This is a genomic window from Methylosinus sp. KRF6 (assembly GCF_018887255.1).
Classification (GTDB): Bacteria; Pseudomonadota; Alphaproteobacteria; order Rhizobiales; family Beijerinckiaceae; genus Methylosinus; species Methylosinus sporium.
Genome location: NZ_JAHLJF010000016.1, coordinates 1 through 15,763, shown reverse-complemented (window position 1 = coordinate 15,763; position 15,763 = coordinate 1). Strand labels below are relative to the sequence as shown.

Below are 15,763 nucleotides of genomic sequence, written 5' to 3'. Positions count from 1 at the left end.
GCCGGAGCCCCTCGACGGGACCGACCAGAGCTACACCACGCTCTGGGGCACGATCTCACTCGCGCCAGACAGTGTGATCGCGGCGTCGAAGACCTCTCTTGTCCCCCGAGCTTCCAACACTGCTAGGGGATTACAAGAAGCACGCTTCCCGTCCTCATCATCGATCCGCGCCAACGAAGCCGCTATCGACTCCGCCGTTGAGCGACTGTCTCGCTTCATCTCTTCGAGCGTGCTCAAGAGCGCTGATCCCTTCAAAACCGTTCGCGTCTGCAAACTTACGACTTGGAGAACTGTCGCCCAGGAAAGCTTTGCTTGCGACGTCCTTGCGAAGTCACCGCAAAACGCATTAGCGAACTTCTGTCCTGGAGCATGGAAGGCACATCATTTATACCGCCGCCAATGCAGCGTAAATGGCCCGCGCTGGCCGCTCCGCCGTCAGCGTCGAAACGTCGTCCTGCTGACCTGCCGCCTGCTCTTGCGCCGACGGCGCCTAAAAGCGCGAGGAAGGCCAAGGACGCGACGGAAACGACGGGGACGAGCGTGCCGACAGGCGCCACGACGACCATGAGCAAGGGCATGGCGGCGCCCAGCGAAAACGTAGCTGCGGATGTCAAGGCCGCTTGCACAGGACGGGCGGTGGTGATCTCTGAAATTCCGAGTTCATCGCGCGCGTGGGCAGTCAGGGCGTCTTTGGCCATCATTTGCTCGGCGACTCGAAGCGCGAGCTCTCGATCAACACCGCGTGTGACATAGACGTCGGCGAGCTCATCGAGTTCGAACGCGATGTTGTCGCTGAGCTCTTTACGTTCACGCGTGATATCCGCTCGCTCGGTGTCGGATTGCGAGCTGACGGACACATATTCGCCCGCGGCCATCGACATGGCTCCGGCCACCAGTCCAGCGACGCCCGCGATCAAAACATCGTTTCGCGTCGCGGTCGCCGCGGCTACGCCGACGATCAGGCTCGCGGTCGAGACAATCCCATCATTGGCCCCGAGCACTGCGGCTCTCAGCCAACCGATGCGATCGACGAGGTGCTTCTCAGCGTGCAGGCGAAGACGACTCATCCGACCCCGTTCGCGCGACGCCTGAGTTGGTGCGAACAAGTCGTCCGCGCGCGCTTTCCATGCAAGTTACACCGATCGAGTTGCGGCGGTCTCGATCAAAGCCGTCCTGTCAGGAGCAACACGACGACGATGATCAGAAGAATGCCGATGACGCCGACGCCGCCGTGACCGTAGCCATAGCCATAGCCGCCGAAGCGGCCGCTGAAGCCACCGAACAAAAAGATGATAAGGAGAATGACGAGTATGAGCCCGATCGACATGAGCGTGTCTCCCCGTTTGCGGCCGTCTCGATTCAGCCCGACTGCGAGGGGCTTTTTCCAATATAGAGATTCGAACGAGCTGCTCGACGCCTTCGACGGCCTGCTTCAGGTCGTCGGGAAAGCTCTTTCAAAAAACATAGCGCGGCTGCGCAATCATGCAATGACGCCGCAGAGCGCCGGCCCGCCCTCTCGGGCGCGCCGACGTCGCGACAACCAGAGGAAATGCATTCAATGGCCAAAAACCTAATTGCACGTTATCGCTTTTCGGCGGCGTGCGTCGCCGCTCGGAGAAGACATTTCGGAGTGCTATCGCGCGTCGTCACTTGATCCACCCGAGCCCCAGAATTCCCGATACGATCAAAAAAATCGCGACGATGTAGTTGAGGAGCCGAGGGATGATCAGAATGAGAACGCCGGCGAGCAGCGAGACGATCGGCTGGAGGTGCTCGATGCTGATGTTCATGGGCCTACTCCTTAAAGCAATTTTTGGAGATTTCACGAATCGGATCATACCTTGAATTAGGCCGACGGAGCGAAATCGCAATCCGAGATGAACCGATTTCGCTCCGATTGTCAGGCGCCGACAGTGCAAATCGCGAAGGGAAACCCGCAGAGGCGCGGGGGAAAGAGCGCGACGAAGAGGCCTGGAGGTCCGTACGCCTCCGTGGTCGACGACGACGCCTCGTTCCCTTAGTCAGATTGCGCTTTAGACTTTCTTGGCGTCCTTGATCGCGTCCTTGATCGTATCCTTCGCCTCTCCGACCGCGCTTCGAACCGCGCCTCCGAGCTGATCGGCTTTGCCATGCAACTCGAGCTCCTTGTCGCCGAGAACCTTCCCCGCGACTTCTTCGATTTTGCCCTTTATCTTCTGTCCCGCGCCCTTGATGCTTTCCTTGTCCATGACATGATCCCCTGTTGGTTTATGTCCCGTAGGTTTGTCATTAACTAGGGCGCATACGGAGTTTAACGAGTGGCGCAGTGGGCGCTTTTCCGGCGACATGTGACGCCGCCTCGAGATGAGTGCGCTGGCCGAGGTCGGCAGGTCGGCGGAGCAGTGGCTTTTTTCACGCACCGTATCGGAACGCGGACGTCGACGCGAAATGATCGCCTCGACATCGATCAATGCGGCGCGTTGCGGGGGCAGCGCTCCACTTCGGGCGCGTTTCTTTCCAGCCATTTCCGCCATATGGCGAACAGCACGGCGAGAATGAGCGGGCCGAGAACCAATCCGACCAAGCGGAAGGTGAGTAGGCCGCCCATCGCGCCGAGGAAGGCGATGACGAGAGGAATGTCGGCGGCGCTGCTGATCAGCAGCGGCTCGAGAAAATTGTCGGTCGGATTGACGAAGAGCACGCCCAGGCGAGCATATCTGTCGATTTTGCAGGTCGCCTCCTCGTTGCATTCGGGCCTGTCGAAGTTCTCCCAATAAAGCGCAATATCGCCATGGCGACCCCGCGCAGCGGCTAGAGTATTTACCGAGGCTGATCGTCGCCAGTCAGGCGCCTATATTACAGATGTCGACCGCTCGATATCGAGCCCGGATCTCGCAACGGAGGCCCAATCCTTTCGTGCGCGGTGCGAATTGGCGATAAATCGCGTCCATCGACGCTCAGAACGTCCGCGCCGCTCGGCTCGATGAACTTCGCTCGAGCGCCGTCTTTGGGAAACTCGTGGTCGTGCTCCGGGCCGCGGGCAACGTTCGGCGCGATCGTTAGGCTTGCGCGCATTTCACCGCTGCTCGGCGCGTTCACAGCCGTCGATGCCACAGCGTCGCGCTCGTCGCCCCATTCGCCTTCTCGAAAGGAGGCTCTCATGAAACGCTTCGACGAAATATCGATCGCGAGTTTCGCGTACCACTTTCAGGCCGCGACCGCGGTCAAGACGCTCTCGCAGGCCGGCTTCGATACCGGGCGATTGAGCGTCGTCGGACGCGGATATTGCTCTGATAGAGATGGCGTGGGCTTTCACAACGTCGGCGGACAGATCCGAATGTGGGAAAACTATGGCGCATTTTGGGATGGCCTATGTGAGCTATCCGCTGGAGGCGTCTTTTCGACTTCGCCATCTACCGGACCGGTAGTGGCGCTCGGCGCCATTGCCGCCCTCATCCAGCGGCAAGTCGCCGGCGCGATGTCATCCAGCGGCGCGAGCGCCTTGGTCGCGGCGCTCTGCGGTCTCGGCATTCCGGAGGACAGCGTTCTCGATTGCGAGCAAACATTGAGGGCCGATGGATTTTTGGTCTTTGTCCATGGACGTGGCGCGGAGTCGACACGAGCCCATGCGATTTTGGCGAGCCTGAAGCCGACGCGTTTGGAGGTCCATTCAAGCCCGCTCGCGCGAGCGCGAAGGGGGCATATCGTTCACGTTGCGGCGTGAAGGCATAATCCGCTTCGAGTTCCTCGAGCAAGCAATTTGCGGCCGCCATCGATTTGCACGCCCAGATGCAGCAGGCCCATTGAATTGTTCGCGGGCAAAGCTTCATCGCGTTTCACGAACACGTCCTCCGAGCCGCGGGCGCCGTCGAGGATTGCTCCGATCGATCGCCGAACGCGCCGGTGGACTCTGCTGCGCCTGAGACCTGTAAGCTCGCGCCCCGCAGATGATCAGAGATCGAAGGAGCAATTGCCAGCTCACGACAGCCGTGGATCACTCGGCGTCTTCGGTGACCTCATCTGTCCAGACACGAAAATTTTCCAGCTTGTTGGGACCGAAGGTCGTGACCATCGCCACATCCGCTGCGTCGCGCCCGCGCGCCAGCAGAACGCGCCCGATCCTGGGCGTGTTGTTCCTGGGATCGAATGTTTGCCAAGCGCCGCCGATGTAGGCGTCGAACCAGGCAGCGAAATCCCCGGGCGGATAGGGAGGCGGCGTACCCACGTCGCCGAGATAGCCGGTGCAGTAGCGCGCCGGAATGTTCAGCGCGCGGCAAAAGGCGATGGCCAGATGCGCATAATCGCGGCAGACGCCGAGACGCTCTTCATAGGCCTCACATGCCGTCCGCGTCGCCCGCGCGTGCTCGTAACCAAAGCAGATATGGTCATGCACGAAGTCGCAGATCGCCTGCACTCGGCCTCTTCCTGGCGTCGCGGCGCCGAACAGCGTCCAAGAGAGTTCTAGAAGTCGGTCGCTCTCGCAGAAGCGACTCGGCAACAGAAAGACCAGTGTTTCCTCCGGTAAGCTCTCTACAGGCGATTGGTAAGTTCCCGAGGTGACGATATCCGGCAGGCCGGAGTCACGTATCAGAGCGTTGGTCGAGATGAGCGTGCTGCCCGGCCCGAGAACGGCGCGGCTGCACCAATTGCCGAAGCTGTCGCGGTATCCCGAGATCGGAGCAACAGGCGCAATCGAGATATGGTCGGGCCAAGAGAGATCGGAAACGCGCGTGAAATGCACGTTGAGAATCAAGACGGCCGGCGTCGGCTGCGGAAAGTCGTATCGAAGCTCATAGCCGATGCGAAATTTCATGGCCGTGCTCCAGTTTTCGTGGGTCGGACCCACATTTCTCGAATTCCACGCAGCGCCTCATGTCGAGCGTGGCCGTGATCGAGCGTCAGCCTGCTCGTCTTTGTCGTCGCCGCGCTTGCTTTGCTCCTTTCGGGCGCTTTGGCGCTCTACCTCGACGCTCAGTCGCTGGTAGACGCCAAGTCCGAGCACGATGAGAACGGCCGTCACGAGCAGCGCTATCGGATAGAGCATTTGCGCTACGTCCTGCTTGCTCACCTGAAATACGATGACCAGACCTTCGATGAACACGGCGATGACGATCGTCGAGATGAACTTCGAAAGGCTGCGCCGCGCCTCGGACGCAGTGAGCGTCCCAGGGCGCCGTATGACTTCTTCTTCCACGAAATATTTGGCGACGTCGAAAACCGCTATCGCGATTACGACATAGCCGATCGCCGTAAGAAGCGCATTGCCGCCCTCGTGCCAGGACTTTTTCAGCTCGGCGACCAGCTCGAGCGCGCCAAATGCGACGAGCGCTAGAGCGAGCAGCATCAACATTGCACTCACGATCCCGAATGTCACCCGTGACAGAAGCGCCATCATTCAGCCGATCCTCCCTGCGGCTTCGCCTCGAGGCGGCGCCATTCACTCGACCGGAAGCGACGCGGCGTGCAAAGCGTGTCGAGCCGAACAAAGTCCAGACATTCATTTCGTGGCGACCCGTTGCGGTCACGATGCGAGACCGGGCGACGTCGGACGAATAATCCATATGCCCGTCCAGCCGGCGGTCGTCATGAGCATTTCGCTCCCATTGCGGTCGGACCGTAGAGCAGGTGTCGACGCCAATCGCACTGAAGCTCGCTTACGCATACTCGGTGCCGGCAGGAACGTGTCTTTAAACCCCCGTCGTGTCGTAGATTGGATCGGGAGTGCGCCGTACCCGTAATTGCCATAACATGGATAGCGAAGTTCTGCGGCGACCGCGGCCAGCGGAAAAAAAGACGTCGCCGAGCCAGGATCCGTCGATTGGTTGCGCTGTGCCCGGTCAAGATGACGAGGGGAAGCATTCCAAAGCGCGAGCGCCACCATTGGTTCTTCAGTTATCGAAAGGCGCGTAGTATCGATTGTGATCATCGCTTGACCAAGCGAAGAGTGTATCCGCCTTTCTCCTGAAGCGCCGGCGCCTTGCTTGCCGCGTGGCGAGCTCGTAGCTCATTTCAAGCGGTCCGGGCAGGTACGATGTTCGTGATTTCTAGGTGTCCTCGATAGCGCAGCAGCCATCATTCCATTGATCATCCGCGCCGCGCAACGAGTCCCGAGAGGCGGTTCACGCTCGCGAAGCATGGAAAGGGTCGATAATCAGAATGTCGCAGCTCCCGAAATCACGGACATTTCGGGTCGCCACCGCGGTTCCCTGGCGACAATCGGCTTCCATGAATGGTTGCCCGACGGCTCACGGCGATTACTACGTGGGCCTTCGCGGCGGCTTTGTCGATGGGCAGGAAGTGATCGATAACTTCCGCGGTCAGCATTATCTTCTCCAAAAGTCGTCAGTCCCGGGAGGTCGCTTTGGAAATTGATTGCCGCGACTTCAGTCGTTCGCGCGTCGCCGACTTCGCATAGCGACCCCCGCGACCGTCATCGGGGGAACGAAACTCACCTCCAGCCGATCGGGCGCCGCGAACGTCCGCGAAGTCCAATGAAAGCCGACCTACGGCTCGAACAGGGCGAAGGTCCCCTTTGGCGGAACCTCCCCGTACGCCGAAGGAGGAACTTCGGCGCCACCTCGCTGTTCGTGAACATGAAATAGTGCCCTCTCCCGTCGTTCCTACCCGGAGCCGAGAGAAACACGCCTTCAGCCACTCCTCCGCGCGCAATACGTTGTTCGTATTGCTGCGTTACAGATCGGCGTGACATCGAACGCTTCGAAGCGCATATAGAGCCGAGGCGAAAGGCGCTGCCGATGAACCCGGACATATCGTTTCCAGTCGTAGGCGTCGGCGCTTCCGCGGGAGGCATCCAAGCGCTGGAGAGTCTGTTCCGCACCATGCCCGCCAATCCGGGCATAAGCTTCGTCGTCATCATGCATCTGGCTCCAGATCGGAAGAGCCTCCTTACGGATATTTTGGCGCGCCATGCCAAAATGAGCGTCGAGGTCGCCCGAGACGGTCAGGGGCTCGAAAAAAACAAGATCTATGTCATCCCGCCGGCAGCGGTCCTGACGATCGCCTCCGGGCGGCTTCGGCTGATAGCGACTGACCCCGCCCATCACGAGCGATCGCCGATCGACGTATTCTTCAGCGCTCTCGCTCGCGATCGCGGCGAATTGGCGGTCGGGATCGTCCTTTCGGGGAGCGGCAGCGACGGCGTTCTCGGCATCAAGGCGATCAAGGAGCACGGCGGCGTGACCATGGCGCAGGCGAGCGACGGGTCGGGTCCCGGATTTGGAGGAATGCCGGGCAGCGCCATCGCCAGCGGACTGGTGGATTTTGCAATTCCCGTCGATGCGATGGCGGAAAAGCTCATCGAGGTCATGCGCGATCTCGAGGAAACGGACGATCTCGCATCCGACCGGCGAATGACGGACGATGACGGCGTCGTTCTCGAGGCGCGCCAAGCCATCTATTCGATCCTGCGTGATTCTGCGGGGCACGACTTCAGCGGCTACAAGACCAAGACGTTCATGCGCCGGGTCCGTCGCCGAATGCATATCCAGCAATGCGAGAAGATCGCCGACTATGTGGAGCGCCTGCGCGAGGCTCCCGAAGAGGCGACGGCGCTTTTTCGCGACCTCCTGATAAACGTCACGAGCTTTTTTCGTGATTCGGACGCATTCAACGCTCTTCGACAAATCGCCGTTCCGCGGTTGTTCGAGGGAAAAGGAGCGGCCGACACGGTGCGGGTCTGGATTCCGGGTTGTTCCACGGGCGAAGAAGTCTACTCGATCGCGATCATTCTTCGCGAGCATATGGACGGATTGAGAGTCGCCCCGCGCGTGACCATTTTCGCGACCGATATCGATGACGCGGCTCTGACGATCGCGCGCTCCGCCCGCTATCCCGTCGCGCTGATGGACGGGGTCTCGGACCAGAGACGTAAACGCTTTTTTGCCGGCGAGTCCGGCAGCTATGTCGTCGTCAAGGCGGTTCGTGACCTCTGCGTCTTCTCTCCGCACAGCATTCTGCGCGATCCGCCTTTCTCGCACATGGACTTGGTGTCCTGTCGCAATCTGCTCATCTATCTCGGCGCGGATGTGCAGAGAGAAGTGATTCCCATCTTTCACTATTCTCTTCGAGCCAGCGGGATTCTTTTTCTCGGTATGTCCGAGAGCGTAGGCCAATTCTCCGACCTCTTTACGCCGATCGACAAGAAGCATTGCCTGTTCGAGGCCCGCGATCCCGGCCGGCGCGTGCGCATGCCGCATTTCATGCCTGGCTTGCGTGCTCTCTCCTACCCCGCTCCTGCGTCCAGCAAGACCAACGCCGGATCCGCATCACAATTGCGGCGCAGCGTGGAGGCGCGCGTCGCCGAAGGATTCGCGCCTCCGCATGTCGTCGTGACCGAGGATGGCGACATCGTTCATTTTTCCGCCCGAACGGGCAAATATCTCGAAGCGGCGCCCGGAGCGCCCGACCGTCAGATCTTCGCGATGGCGCGCAAAGGTCTGCGCCTCGATTTGCGCAGCGTGCTGCGCGAGGCGATCGAGACACGCCGGACAGCGACGCGTCAAAACGTAAAAGTAGAAGCCGATAACGACCACACGGAACTCGTCTCGCTGACCGCCGAGCCTCTGCTGGACCGAGAGGGCGGCAAGGCGCTTTTCTTGATTTTGTTCCAAGCGAGAGAACCATCGACAGCGGACACGATGTCTACCTCTCCGACCGAGCGCGAGCCGGCGGGCGACGCGGCGCGGCTCGAAAGCGAACTGTTCGAGACCCGCGAACGGCTTCAGGCGACGATCGAGGAATATGAGACGGCTCTCGAGGAATTGAAATCTGCGAATGAAGAGCTGATCTCGATGAACGAGGAGACGCAGTCTACCAATGAGGAGCTCGAATCCTCGAAGGAAGAGCTGCAATCGCTCAACGAGGAGATGAGGACCGTCAACCATGAGCTGGAAAGCAAGATCGACGAACTGGACCGGGCCAACAACGATCTGAGGAACGTGTTCGCGAGCACTCGCATCGCGACGATCTTCATGGATCGTAGTCTCGTCATCCGGACCTTCACGCCTGCGACGTCTCAAATCTTCAACATCATCCCTTCGGACGCCGGGCGACCGCTCACCGACCTCGCGGCGAAGCTCGATTACCCCGAATTGACGGCCGACCTTCTCGAGGTGCTGGAAAGCGGGACCTCGATCGAGAGGCGCGTGCACAAGAACGACGTCGATGCGCCCTATTATCTCGCCCGCCTCACCGCTTATCGTGGAGGCTCTCAACAAATCGATGGAGTCGTGGCGACCTTCATCGATGTGACCACCACGACGCGCTCCGAAGAGAAGGTGCAAAAACTGCAAGCAGACCGATTGAGCTCCATGAAGGAAATGGGCACGGGCCTCGCCCATGAGATCAATCAGCCGCTCTCGGCGGCCGCGACCTATCTCCATGCGGCGCAACGTTCGTTGAAAATTCCCTCCGACCAGCGCCCCGCGAGCATCGAAAGCATTTTGGGAAGCGCGGTCGAGCAGGTGATGTGGGCCGCGCAGGTGGTCGATCACCTGCGAGAATTCGTCTCCCGCGACGAGCCGAAGAAAACTTTCTCGAGCGTGCATAAGCTGATGGAGGAGGCCTATGAGCTCACCCTCCCGACCGCGAAGCAGTCCGGGGTCCATGCGACATTTCATTTGAATGCGCAGGACGATCGCGCGCTCGTCGACGAGGTTCAGGTCAAGCAGGTCCTGATCAATCTGATGCGGAACGCGATCGATGCGATGAGCGCTTCGGATAAGCGCGAGCTGACAATATCGACGTCCTCGGCCGAGGGAGACATGATTCGCATCGATGTCGCGGACACCGGTCCCGGCGTGCCGGACGAGATCAAGGCGAAGCTGTTCGAGCCTTTTGTTACGACGAAGACGCGCGGAATAGGCGTCGGGCTGTCGATCTCCCGCAACATCGTCGAAGCGCATTACGGAAAGATATGGGCCGAAGCCAATCCGGTAGGCGGAGCGATCTTCAGCTTCACACTGCCTCTGGCAAAGACGGATGCGGGTTCAATCGACGAGGCTCGAGGCCCGACGCAGCCATGAGAAGCCGAACAAGTCGATCGGCGCGTCGGAGCGCCAGCAACGCGCCGCCGCTTCAGAGGCCGAGAGCGGATGCGAATGCAGGACGACAAAGAGAGCACACGAATCGAGATATTCAGCGACGGCGCCTTCGCGATCACCATCACGCTCCTCGTGCTCGAAATCAAGGCGCCAGGTCATGAGGTAGTTTCGGAGAAAGGTCTCGCGTATTCGGTTTGCAGGGGCTTGGCGCGGCTATCTGGCCTTCTTTATCAGCTTCGTCACCATCCTCGCCATCTGGGCTCATCACCATTGGATGTCCAGCCGATCCGCCGAGGCGAACGTCCGCGATATTCGGGGAAAGCAGACCCATGGTTCACGCAGGTGAAATGACCGATTGTGGCGCGAGTTCCCCCTTCCGGCGAAGGAGGAACTGTGGACCTGCAGCGGCTGCGGGATCGCGTCCCTCGAGAGAAAATGCTTTTTGCTTACGCTGATGCCAATCGAAGTCTCGCGTTAGGTATTCGAACGGGCCAGTGAACTAAAGAAATTTACGACGCTACCCTGCGGTCATTTCGCTCCTTACAGCGAGAACTTCGTCCAATCCGGTCCGGCGGCGCGCGACTGGTTCGTCGCGCATTTCTAACGGCCCACGTCTCCACGCGACCCTCGTCCGGCGCGACCGGCTCAAAGCGGTCTTTCAGAAGCTGGAAGGCGTCGGGAGCGATTTCGAGAGTTTCGTCACCGGAGAGGAGAGAATGTCTCGGGGGTGAGCAATATCGTCTCCACGCTGGAGAGCCAAGCGATGTCGAAACCCGCCATGTCCGCCTTGAACAGATCGCTGGCCATATAGCGATCCGAGGCAGCCTCGGGATCGACACCTTCGGGATAGCCGACGAGCGCGACGACTTTCGCCGGGTCGCTCGCAACGGCAAACACGCCATGCGTGACGATCCCGAATGCTTTCAGGCTCTCGATATGCTTGATCCAGATCTTGCGATAGGCCGTGGCGGCCTCGACGGATTTCAGCGTGTAGATGCGCATTTCATAGGTCGTCATGGATTTTCTCCGCTCGATGACGCGTGATCGGACGCTCGCTACGACATCGGTCCGGGCCATGGAGGCGACGCCTCGTCGCTCGACGATCGGCGGTAACGCCGACTCGTCTCCCCGGACGCTCGTTTGCGGAGCAGATCGAACTTGCCCAGTTCACATTGCTCGAGGCGCGACCCTCGAATAGCCGGCGATCAATTCCTGCATGATGACGCTCGCGGGCAAAATGGCGTCGAGCAGCCCGAGGTTCTGGCCGACGACGAGGCTGCCGTTCTCGACGTCGCCGTCGATGGCCGCCGCGCGCAAGACGCCACGACCGATCTCGCGGATGCGCTCCGCGGCCTCTTCGGGCGGCAGGTCCCGTTCGAGGCGCAGCATTTCATCCGTCAGCCGGTTTTTGACGCCACGCACCCCGTCGCCGGCGCTGACGCCGGTCAGAACGGTGTCGCCCTCCCCGGCGGCGACGATTGCGTTCTTATAGTTGGCGTGGATCGGACATTCCTCGGCGACCAGGAAGCGGCTCCCGATCTCGACGCCAGCAGCGCCGAGCATGAACGAAGCGGCGACGCCGCGTCCATCGGCGACGCCGCTCGAATTGATCACGGGGATGGAAACGGCGTCCACGACCTGGGGTATCAGCGAGAATGTGCCGGTGAGGCCGAAGATGTGACCGCCGCCGTCGTACCCCTTGACCGAGATGAAATCGACCCCCGCCGCTTCGAACACTTTGGCCTCCGACACCGAGGACGCCTTGCCGATCGTCGCGGCGCCGTGGCTCCTGAGCGCTTCGACGTAACGCGGAAGCGTGTCGAAATAGGCGGGGAACGTCTCGATCTCGACAACCCTGATCCCTTGGCGCAGGGTGATTTCCAGCAGCTTGTCGGCGTCGGGCAGGCAGGTGATGATGTTGAGGCCGAAAGGCGCTTCCGTCAGGGCTCGGGCCGCGCGGATCTCGGCCTCGAAGACGGCCGGCGGGCAGAAGCCGAGCCCCATGATTCCCAGCCCGCCGGCGTTGGAAACGCTCGCGGCGAGCTTGCTGTCCGACGCCCAGGCCATCGGCCCTTGCAGGATCGGGTAGCGAATGCCGAGCTTGTCGCAGACAATGTTGGTCATGATTCCCTCTTGCCTACCCTGACGGCGACGACGTCCTTTGTGGGATTGGACGGGCGCGCGCGGCGCCGCGGCCATCTCTTCCGAAACATCGCGCCCCGTTCAAATGAACGGGTTGGTTTTGCATTTCCACGGCAAAAGGCTATCAATAACCATGCGAACCGTCAACTATTGAACGATGTCGTTCATTTACGGATAGAGAATGAGGATCGCAATGGCGGAGCCCGGCAGGCCGAAAGTAAGGACGAGAGGGCCGCGAACGGTCGAGCGCATCGTCGAGGCGGCTCACCGGTTGTTTCTCAGCCGAGGCTTCGCCGAAACATCGATGGAGGCGATCGCTCAGGAAGCCGGCGTCAGCAAGGCGACGCTCTACGCGCATTATGGCAGCCGGGATGAACTGTTCACGGCTGTGATCTGGTCGACCGGCGATCGGTTTTCATCTGGCCTGGTGTCGGGGGTGACAGGCGCCGCGGATTTGAGAAGCAAAATGGAGCGTCTCGCCGGCGCAGTGCTCGATCTATTGCTGTCGCCCGAGGTGGTGGCCACGAACCGGATCGTCGCGGCCGAGGCCCGGCGCTTTCCCGAGCTCGGCAAGCTCTTTTACGAGAACGGGCCGGACAGGCTGATCGCGCGATTGGCGGAGGTGTTCGAGACCGCAATGGCGGCGGGCTCGCTCCGCCGGTCTGTTCCCCGCGACGTCGCCAAGCATTTCATCGGCCTGATCCGTGGCGACCTTCAGCTGCGGGCCATGCTCGGCGACGAATCGGCATTGTCGGCGACCGAGCGCAACCGCGCGATCACCACCGGAGTCGGGGTTTTTCTCGCCGCCTATGCTCAGGCGGAGCCTTTTCGAGAGAGCTGATCGTCGACAGCGAGGCCCCATCGGCAGCTTGTCGGTCCGCCGCCGCTATGCGGTGGGCGTCGAACGAACTCGGAACTCGAAAGAGGCTGCCGTCGAGACCGGCAACAGCGCCCGCAGATCCGCCCGACGAAGCCTACTTCGGAAAATCCGAAACTGCCGCCATCAAAGCGTTGGATCTGACGCTCGCGCTTCCTCGAGGAGCCAAGTCGCAAAGACGTCGATCGGACCGCGCTCAATGGGAGCGTCTTGGAGATCGAATCACCATCAGGCCATGGCGCAACCAAGCGACCCTTCGCCAGCTCGGCTTCGATATAGAGACGCGGCGCCGATGCGACACCGAGCCCGGCCAAGGCAGCTTCGATTTGCATGGAGTGACGCCGATCTGTGTCCGACACCGATGGAATTATACGCTCCGCAGCGACCAAAACGCGCACATTTACGCACGATAGCGCCATTTGCGTAAAATCACCAATTTTAACTCCGAATATCTAACGATATTAAAGAGACTATCTATCGTACATGTATTTGTTCGCGATTTTCATCTCTCTCGATTTCCTTTCATGCATCGCTATGCGACGAGGACTATTATGTATAGATCGTTTAAATCAGCTCTCGGCGGAGCAATTGCCGCGCTTGCTTTTGCGAATCATGTCGAAGCGGCGACCGTCACGACCACTTTCACCGTGTCGGCGAATGTGGCGAGCACTTGTGAGGTTTCGGCGCTTCCGCTGCCCTTCGGTCTTTACAGTGGAACCCTCGTTCAAGCGACGTCCGCTATCACTGTCAGCTGCTCAAATGGCATCGCTTACAATGTCGGATTGAACCAGGGATTGTATGGCGCGAGCACCACGACGCGTCAGATGAAGGCCGGGGGATCGGCGTCGCTTTTGAATTACTCGCTTTTTCAAGACGCCGGATACTCGATAAATTGGGATGATGTGGCCCCGGGCTGGGTCTCTGGCGTCGGCACCGGCGCGCCTCAGATCCTGACCGTGTATGGGCAAATTCCGGCTGGGCAGTTCAGCACTCCCGATGGGTATTCCGACACGATTACCGTGACAGTGAATTTTTGAACGAGGCGATTCCGCTTTTTACCGAAAAAGACGCCCGATCAATCTCATGAGAGATCGAAGACCTCGAGCAGGCGGCGCATTTCGCGAGAAACGCCGGCCCCTTTCTCGCCGTTCGTCCTCATCGTCCACAGAGGGATCGCAGTGAAATCTAAGAGGCTATTTTCCGTCTTCTCTTTGCTTTGCGCCGGGGCCGTCTTCGACGGCGCCTCTGCCGCCTCGCTCGAAGTTTTGCCGATTTCGCTCGAGGCGGCAGCTCCACAACAGACGATGACGATCACGCTTCGAAACAGAGGAAATCGACCGATCAATGGCCAAGTCCGCATTTTCGTCTGGCGACAGGAGCATGGAGAGGATGTCCTGGAGCCGACGCAAAATGTCGTTTGCTCGCCTCCCATGGCGGAGATCGGCGCTGGCGCGGAATATACGATACGCGTGGTGAGAATTGTCGAAGCGCCGATAGCGGGTGAAGAAAGCTATCGTCTCGTCGTCGACGAAATCCCCGACGCAACGACGCGCCGCAATGGGATTATTGCGGTGGCGCTGCGCTATGTCATTCCCATTTTTTTCTATGAGGAAACGCGAAGTCAGCCTCGCCTATCCTGGTTTGTCACGAATCGCGACGGCGGTCGGTTCCTCGTCGCGAAAAACGAAGGCGATCGTCGGGCCAAAATCTCTGCTCTCTCTCTGAACGGCAAGCCCATCGCGAATGGGCTGGCGGGCTATGCGTTAGGACATTCCGAAAGACGTTGGAAGCTGCCGGGAAAGTTCGATCTCAAGGACGGAAAAGTTTCGGCTACTGTAGATCGTGAGTTCATATCCGTCGTCGCAAAACCTCGATAGGTTCGACATTGCGGCGGCTCAGCATCATAGCCGCCAGCTGCATTTTCATAGAATGCGCGCTTGCCGAAAGCCGCGCGCGAGCCCTGGAGCTCGAACAAAATACGATCGCCGATATGGAAGGCGATCGTGCGTCCGCAGGGACTTTGGACCTCCGTCTGGAAGCCTACGTAAATGGCAAATCGACGGGTCTGCTCGTATCCGCCAGGAAATCGCCAGACGGCGTCTTCGCGGTCGAGCGAGGCGATCTCGAGGAAATCGGGGTCAAGCCGCCGGGCGCGGGCGGGCGCAAAGATATGGTCGTTCTGAACGGCTCTGGATTGGCATATCGTTACGACGAGCCGAAGCAGCAGCTCTATTTCGATCTGTCCGACGATCAGCGCATTCCAAAAATTTACGACAGCCGCGGCGAACGTCCCGCCGTTCCGAGCGCGACGTCGTCATGGGGAGGTTTGGTGAATTATGTGATGTTCGCTTCGTCCTCCACGGCGATCACGCATTGGAGACCGGCGATCACGGCGGCCAGCCTATCCACGGATATCCGAATTTTCAGTCCCTATGGGGTCGTGACGCAGACGGGCATCATCGGAAACACGAACAACTTTAATCTATACAGGGCGAACTCCACGATCGGATTGCGACTCGAGACGGCGAACGTCCGCGATATTCAGAGAAAGCGGTCCCTGCCGCCACGCGCGACGAATGGCCGGTCATGGCGCCTCACGGAAATTCGAACCGGGCCGCCAGCTTCGCCCTCCGCCCCCCCCCCCCGAGGCCAGGGCTCCGAATTCGGGTTAACGGCGGTTAACAGATCGGCTCAGGCATGATTC

General features: G+C 60.0%; 16 protein-coding genes. 6 read left to right on the top strand and 10 right to left on the bottom strand.

The window, feature by feature from the left end; genetic code table 11:
* Positions 1 to 275: 275 nt before the first annotated feature.
* The 7 genes from KP010_RS21865 to KP010_RS21835 all read right to left on the bottom strand — a co-directional run bounded on the left by KP010_RS21865 (position 276) and on the right by KP010_RS21835 (position 5,374).
* Entirely contained in the window at positions 276 to 1,067 is a 792-nt protein-coding gene (locus KP010_RS21865) for a VIT family protein (RefSeq protein ID WP_246659986.1), read from the bottom strand.
* 95 nt (positions 1,068 to 1,162) lie between these two features.
* A complete protein-coding gene (locus KP010_RS21860) occupies positions 1,163 to 1,327 on the bottom strand; it encodes a DUF3309 family protein (protein WP_064506549.1) in 165 nt (54 codons plus the stop codon).
* Positions 1,328 to 1,646: 319 nt separating this feature from the next.
* Complete coding sequence (locus KP010_RS21855) at positions 1,647 to 1,790, bottom strand: DUF3096 domain-containing protein (protein ID WP_083967044.1); 144 nt, start codon at positions 1,788 to 1,790, stop codon at positions 1,647 to 1,649.
* 243 nt (positions 1,791 to 2,033) lie between these two features.
* Positions 2,034 to 2,450 carry a CsbD family protein gene (locus tag KP010_RS22990; protein WP_246659985.1) on the bottom strand — a complete coding sequence of 139 codons (417 nt, stop codon included), beginning with the start codon at positions 2,448 to 2,450 and terminating at the stop codon, positions 2,034 to 2,036.
* Positions 2,447 to 2,680 carry a hypothetical protein gene (locus tag KP010_RS21845; protein ID WP_142864364.1) on the bottom strand — a complete coding sequence of 78 codons (234 nt, stop codon included), beginning with the start codon at positions 2,678 to 2,680 and terminating at the stop codon, positions 2,447 to 2,449. The genes KP010_RS22990 and KP010_RS21845 overlap by 4 nt, the downstream gene beginning before the upstream one ends.
* Before the next feature lie 1,293 nt (positions 2,681 to 3,973).
* Positions 3,974 to 4,792 (bottom strand): transglutaminase family protein, encoded by an 819-nt coding sequence (locus KP010_RS21840; protein ID WP_142864362.1) that lies wholly within the window; start codon positions 4,790 to 4,792, stop codon positions 3,974 to 3,976.
* 57 nt (positions 4,793 to 4,849) lie between these two features.
* Positions 4,850 to 5,374: a GNAT family acetyltransferase gene (locus KP010_RS21835; protein ID WP_210244344.1), complete on the bottom strand. Its 525-nt coding sequence runs from the start codon at positions 5,372 to 5,374 to the stop codon at positions 4,850 to 4,852.
* Between the two features lie 1,360 nt (positions 5,375 to 6,734).
* On the opposite strand from KP010_RS21835, the gene KP010_RS21830 reads away from it, so the two are divergent.
* Positions 6,735 to 10,022, top strand: coding sequence for a CheR family methyltransferase (locus tag KP010_RS21830; protein ID WP_216281772.1), 3,288 nt, complete (start codon positions 6,735 to 6,737; stop codon positions 10,020 to 10,022).
* A gap of 75 nt (positions 10,023 to 10,097) precedes the next feature.
* Complete coding sequence (locus tag KP010_RS21825) at positions 10,098 to 10,391, top strand: TMEM175 family protein (RefSeq protein ID WP_210244323.1); 294 nt, start codon at positions 10,098 to 10,100, stop codon at positions 10,389 to 10,391.
* Positions 10,392 to 10,739: 348 nt separating this feature from the next.
* Here the strand turns inward: KP010_RS21825 and KP010_RS21820 are convergent, their stop codons facing one another.
* On the bottom strand, positions 10,740 to 11,057 hold the full coding sequence (locus tag KP010_RS21820; protein WP_142864154.1) for an NIPSNAP family protein: 318 nt from the start codon (positions 11,055 to 11,057) through the stop codon (positions 10,740 to 10,742).
* 150 nt (positions 11,058 to 11,207) lie between these two features.
* Positions 11,208 to 12,164, bottom strand: coding sequence for a nitronate monooxygenase family protein (locus tag KP010_RS21815; RefSeq protein WP_185966574.1), 957 nt, complete (start codon positions 12,162 to 12,164; stop codon positions 11,208 to 11,210).
* Positions 12,165 to 12,363: 199 nt separating this feature from the next.
* Between KP010_RS21815 and KP010_RS21810 the strand changes: the two genes are divergently transcribed.
* Both KP010_RS21810 and KP010_RS21805 read left to right on the top strand, forming a co-directional pair.
* The gene (locus KP010_RS21810; RefSeq protein ID WP_142864152.1) at positions 12,364 to 13,023 is read left to right on the top strand and encodes a TetR/AcrR family transcriptional regulator; all 660 of its coding nucleotides are present in this window, start codon (positions 12,364 to 12,366) and stop codon (positions 13,021 to 13,023) included.
* A 455-nt stretch (positions 13,024 to 13,478) separates the two neighbouring features.
* Positions 13,479 to 14,096 (top strand): spore coat U domain-containing protein, encoded by a 618-nt coding sequence (locus tag KP010_RS21805; protein ID WP_216281770.1) that lies wholly within the window; start codon positions 13,479 to 13,481, stop codon positions 14,094 to 14,096.
* A gap of 44 nt (positions 14,097 to 14,140) precedes the next feature.
* On the opposite strand, the gene KP010_RS21800 is transcribed toward KP010_RS21805, so the two are convergent.
* Entirely contained in the window at positions 14,141 to 14,374 is a 234-nt protein-coding gene (locus tag KP010_RS21800; RefSeq protein WP_142863630.1) for a hypothetical protein, read from the bottom strand.
* Between KP010_RS21800 and KP010_RS21795 the strand changes: the two genes are divergently transcribed.
* Positions 14,364 to 14,936, top strand: coding sequence for a molecular chaperone (locus KP010_RS21795; RefSeq protein WP_142863631.1), 573 nt, complete (start codon positions 14,364 to 14,366; stop codon positions 14,934 to 14,936). The genes KP010_RS21800 and KP010_RS21795 overlap by 11 nt on opposite strands.
* Before the next feature lie 8 nt (positions 14,937 to 14,944).
* Positions 14,945 to 15,760 (top strand): hypothetical protein, encoded by an 816-nt coding sequence (locus KP010_RS21790; protein WP_216281768.1) that lies wholly within the window; start codon positions 14,945 to 14,947, stop codon positions 15,758 to 15,760.
* The last annotated feature ends 3 nt before the right edge of the window (positions 15,761 to 15,763 follow it).

Excerpts from the sequence above, each read along its gene's own strand:
- KP010_RS21865 (WP_246659986.1), bottom strand. The coding sequence starts at position 1,067 with ATGAGTCGTCTTCGCCTGCACGCTGAGAAGCACCTCGTCGATCGCATC.
- KP010_RS21860 (WP_064506549.1), bottom strand. The coding sequence starts at position 1,327 with ATGTCGATCGGGCTCATACTCGTCATTCTCCTTATCATCTTTTTGTTC.
- KP010_RS21855 (WP_083967044.1), bottom strand. The coding sequence starts at position 1,790 with ATGAACATCAGCATCGAGCACCTCCAGCCGATCGTCTCGCTGCTCGCC.
- KP010_RS21840 (WP_142864362.1), bottom strand. The coding sequence starts at position 4,792 with ATGAAATTTCGCATCGGCTATGAGCTTCGATACGACTTTCCGCAGCCG.
- KP010_RS21835 (WP_210244344.1), bottom strand. The coding sequence starts at position 5,374 with ATGATGGCGCTTCTGTCACGGGTGACATTCGGGATCGTGAGTGCAATG.
- KP010_RS21830 (WP_216281772.1), top strand. The coding sequence starts at position 6,735 with ATGAACCCGGACATATCGTTTCCAGTCGTAGGCGTCGGCGCTTCCGCG.
- KP010_RS21825 (WP_210244323.1), top strand. The coding sequence starts at position 10,098 with ATGCAGGACGACAAAGAGAGCACACGAATCGAGATATTCAGCGACGGC.
- KP010_RS21820 (WP_142864154.1), bottom strand. The coding sequence starts at position 11,057 with ATGACGACCTATGAAATGCGCATCTACACGCTGAAATCCGTCGAGGCC.
- KP010_RS21815 (WP_185966574.1), bottom strand. The coding sequence starts at position 12,164 with ATGACCAACATTGTCTGCGACAAGCTCGGCATTCGCTACCCGATCCTG.
- KP010_RS21810 (WP_142864152.1), top strand. The coding sequence starts at position 12,364 with ATGAGGATCGCAATGGCGGAGCCCGGCAGGCCGAAAGTAAGGACGAGA.
- KP010_RS21795 (WP_142863631.1), top strand. The coding sequence starts at position 14,364 with ATGACGATCACGCTTCGAAACAGAGGAAATCGACCGATCAATGGCCAA.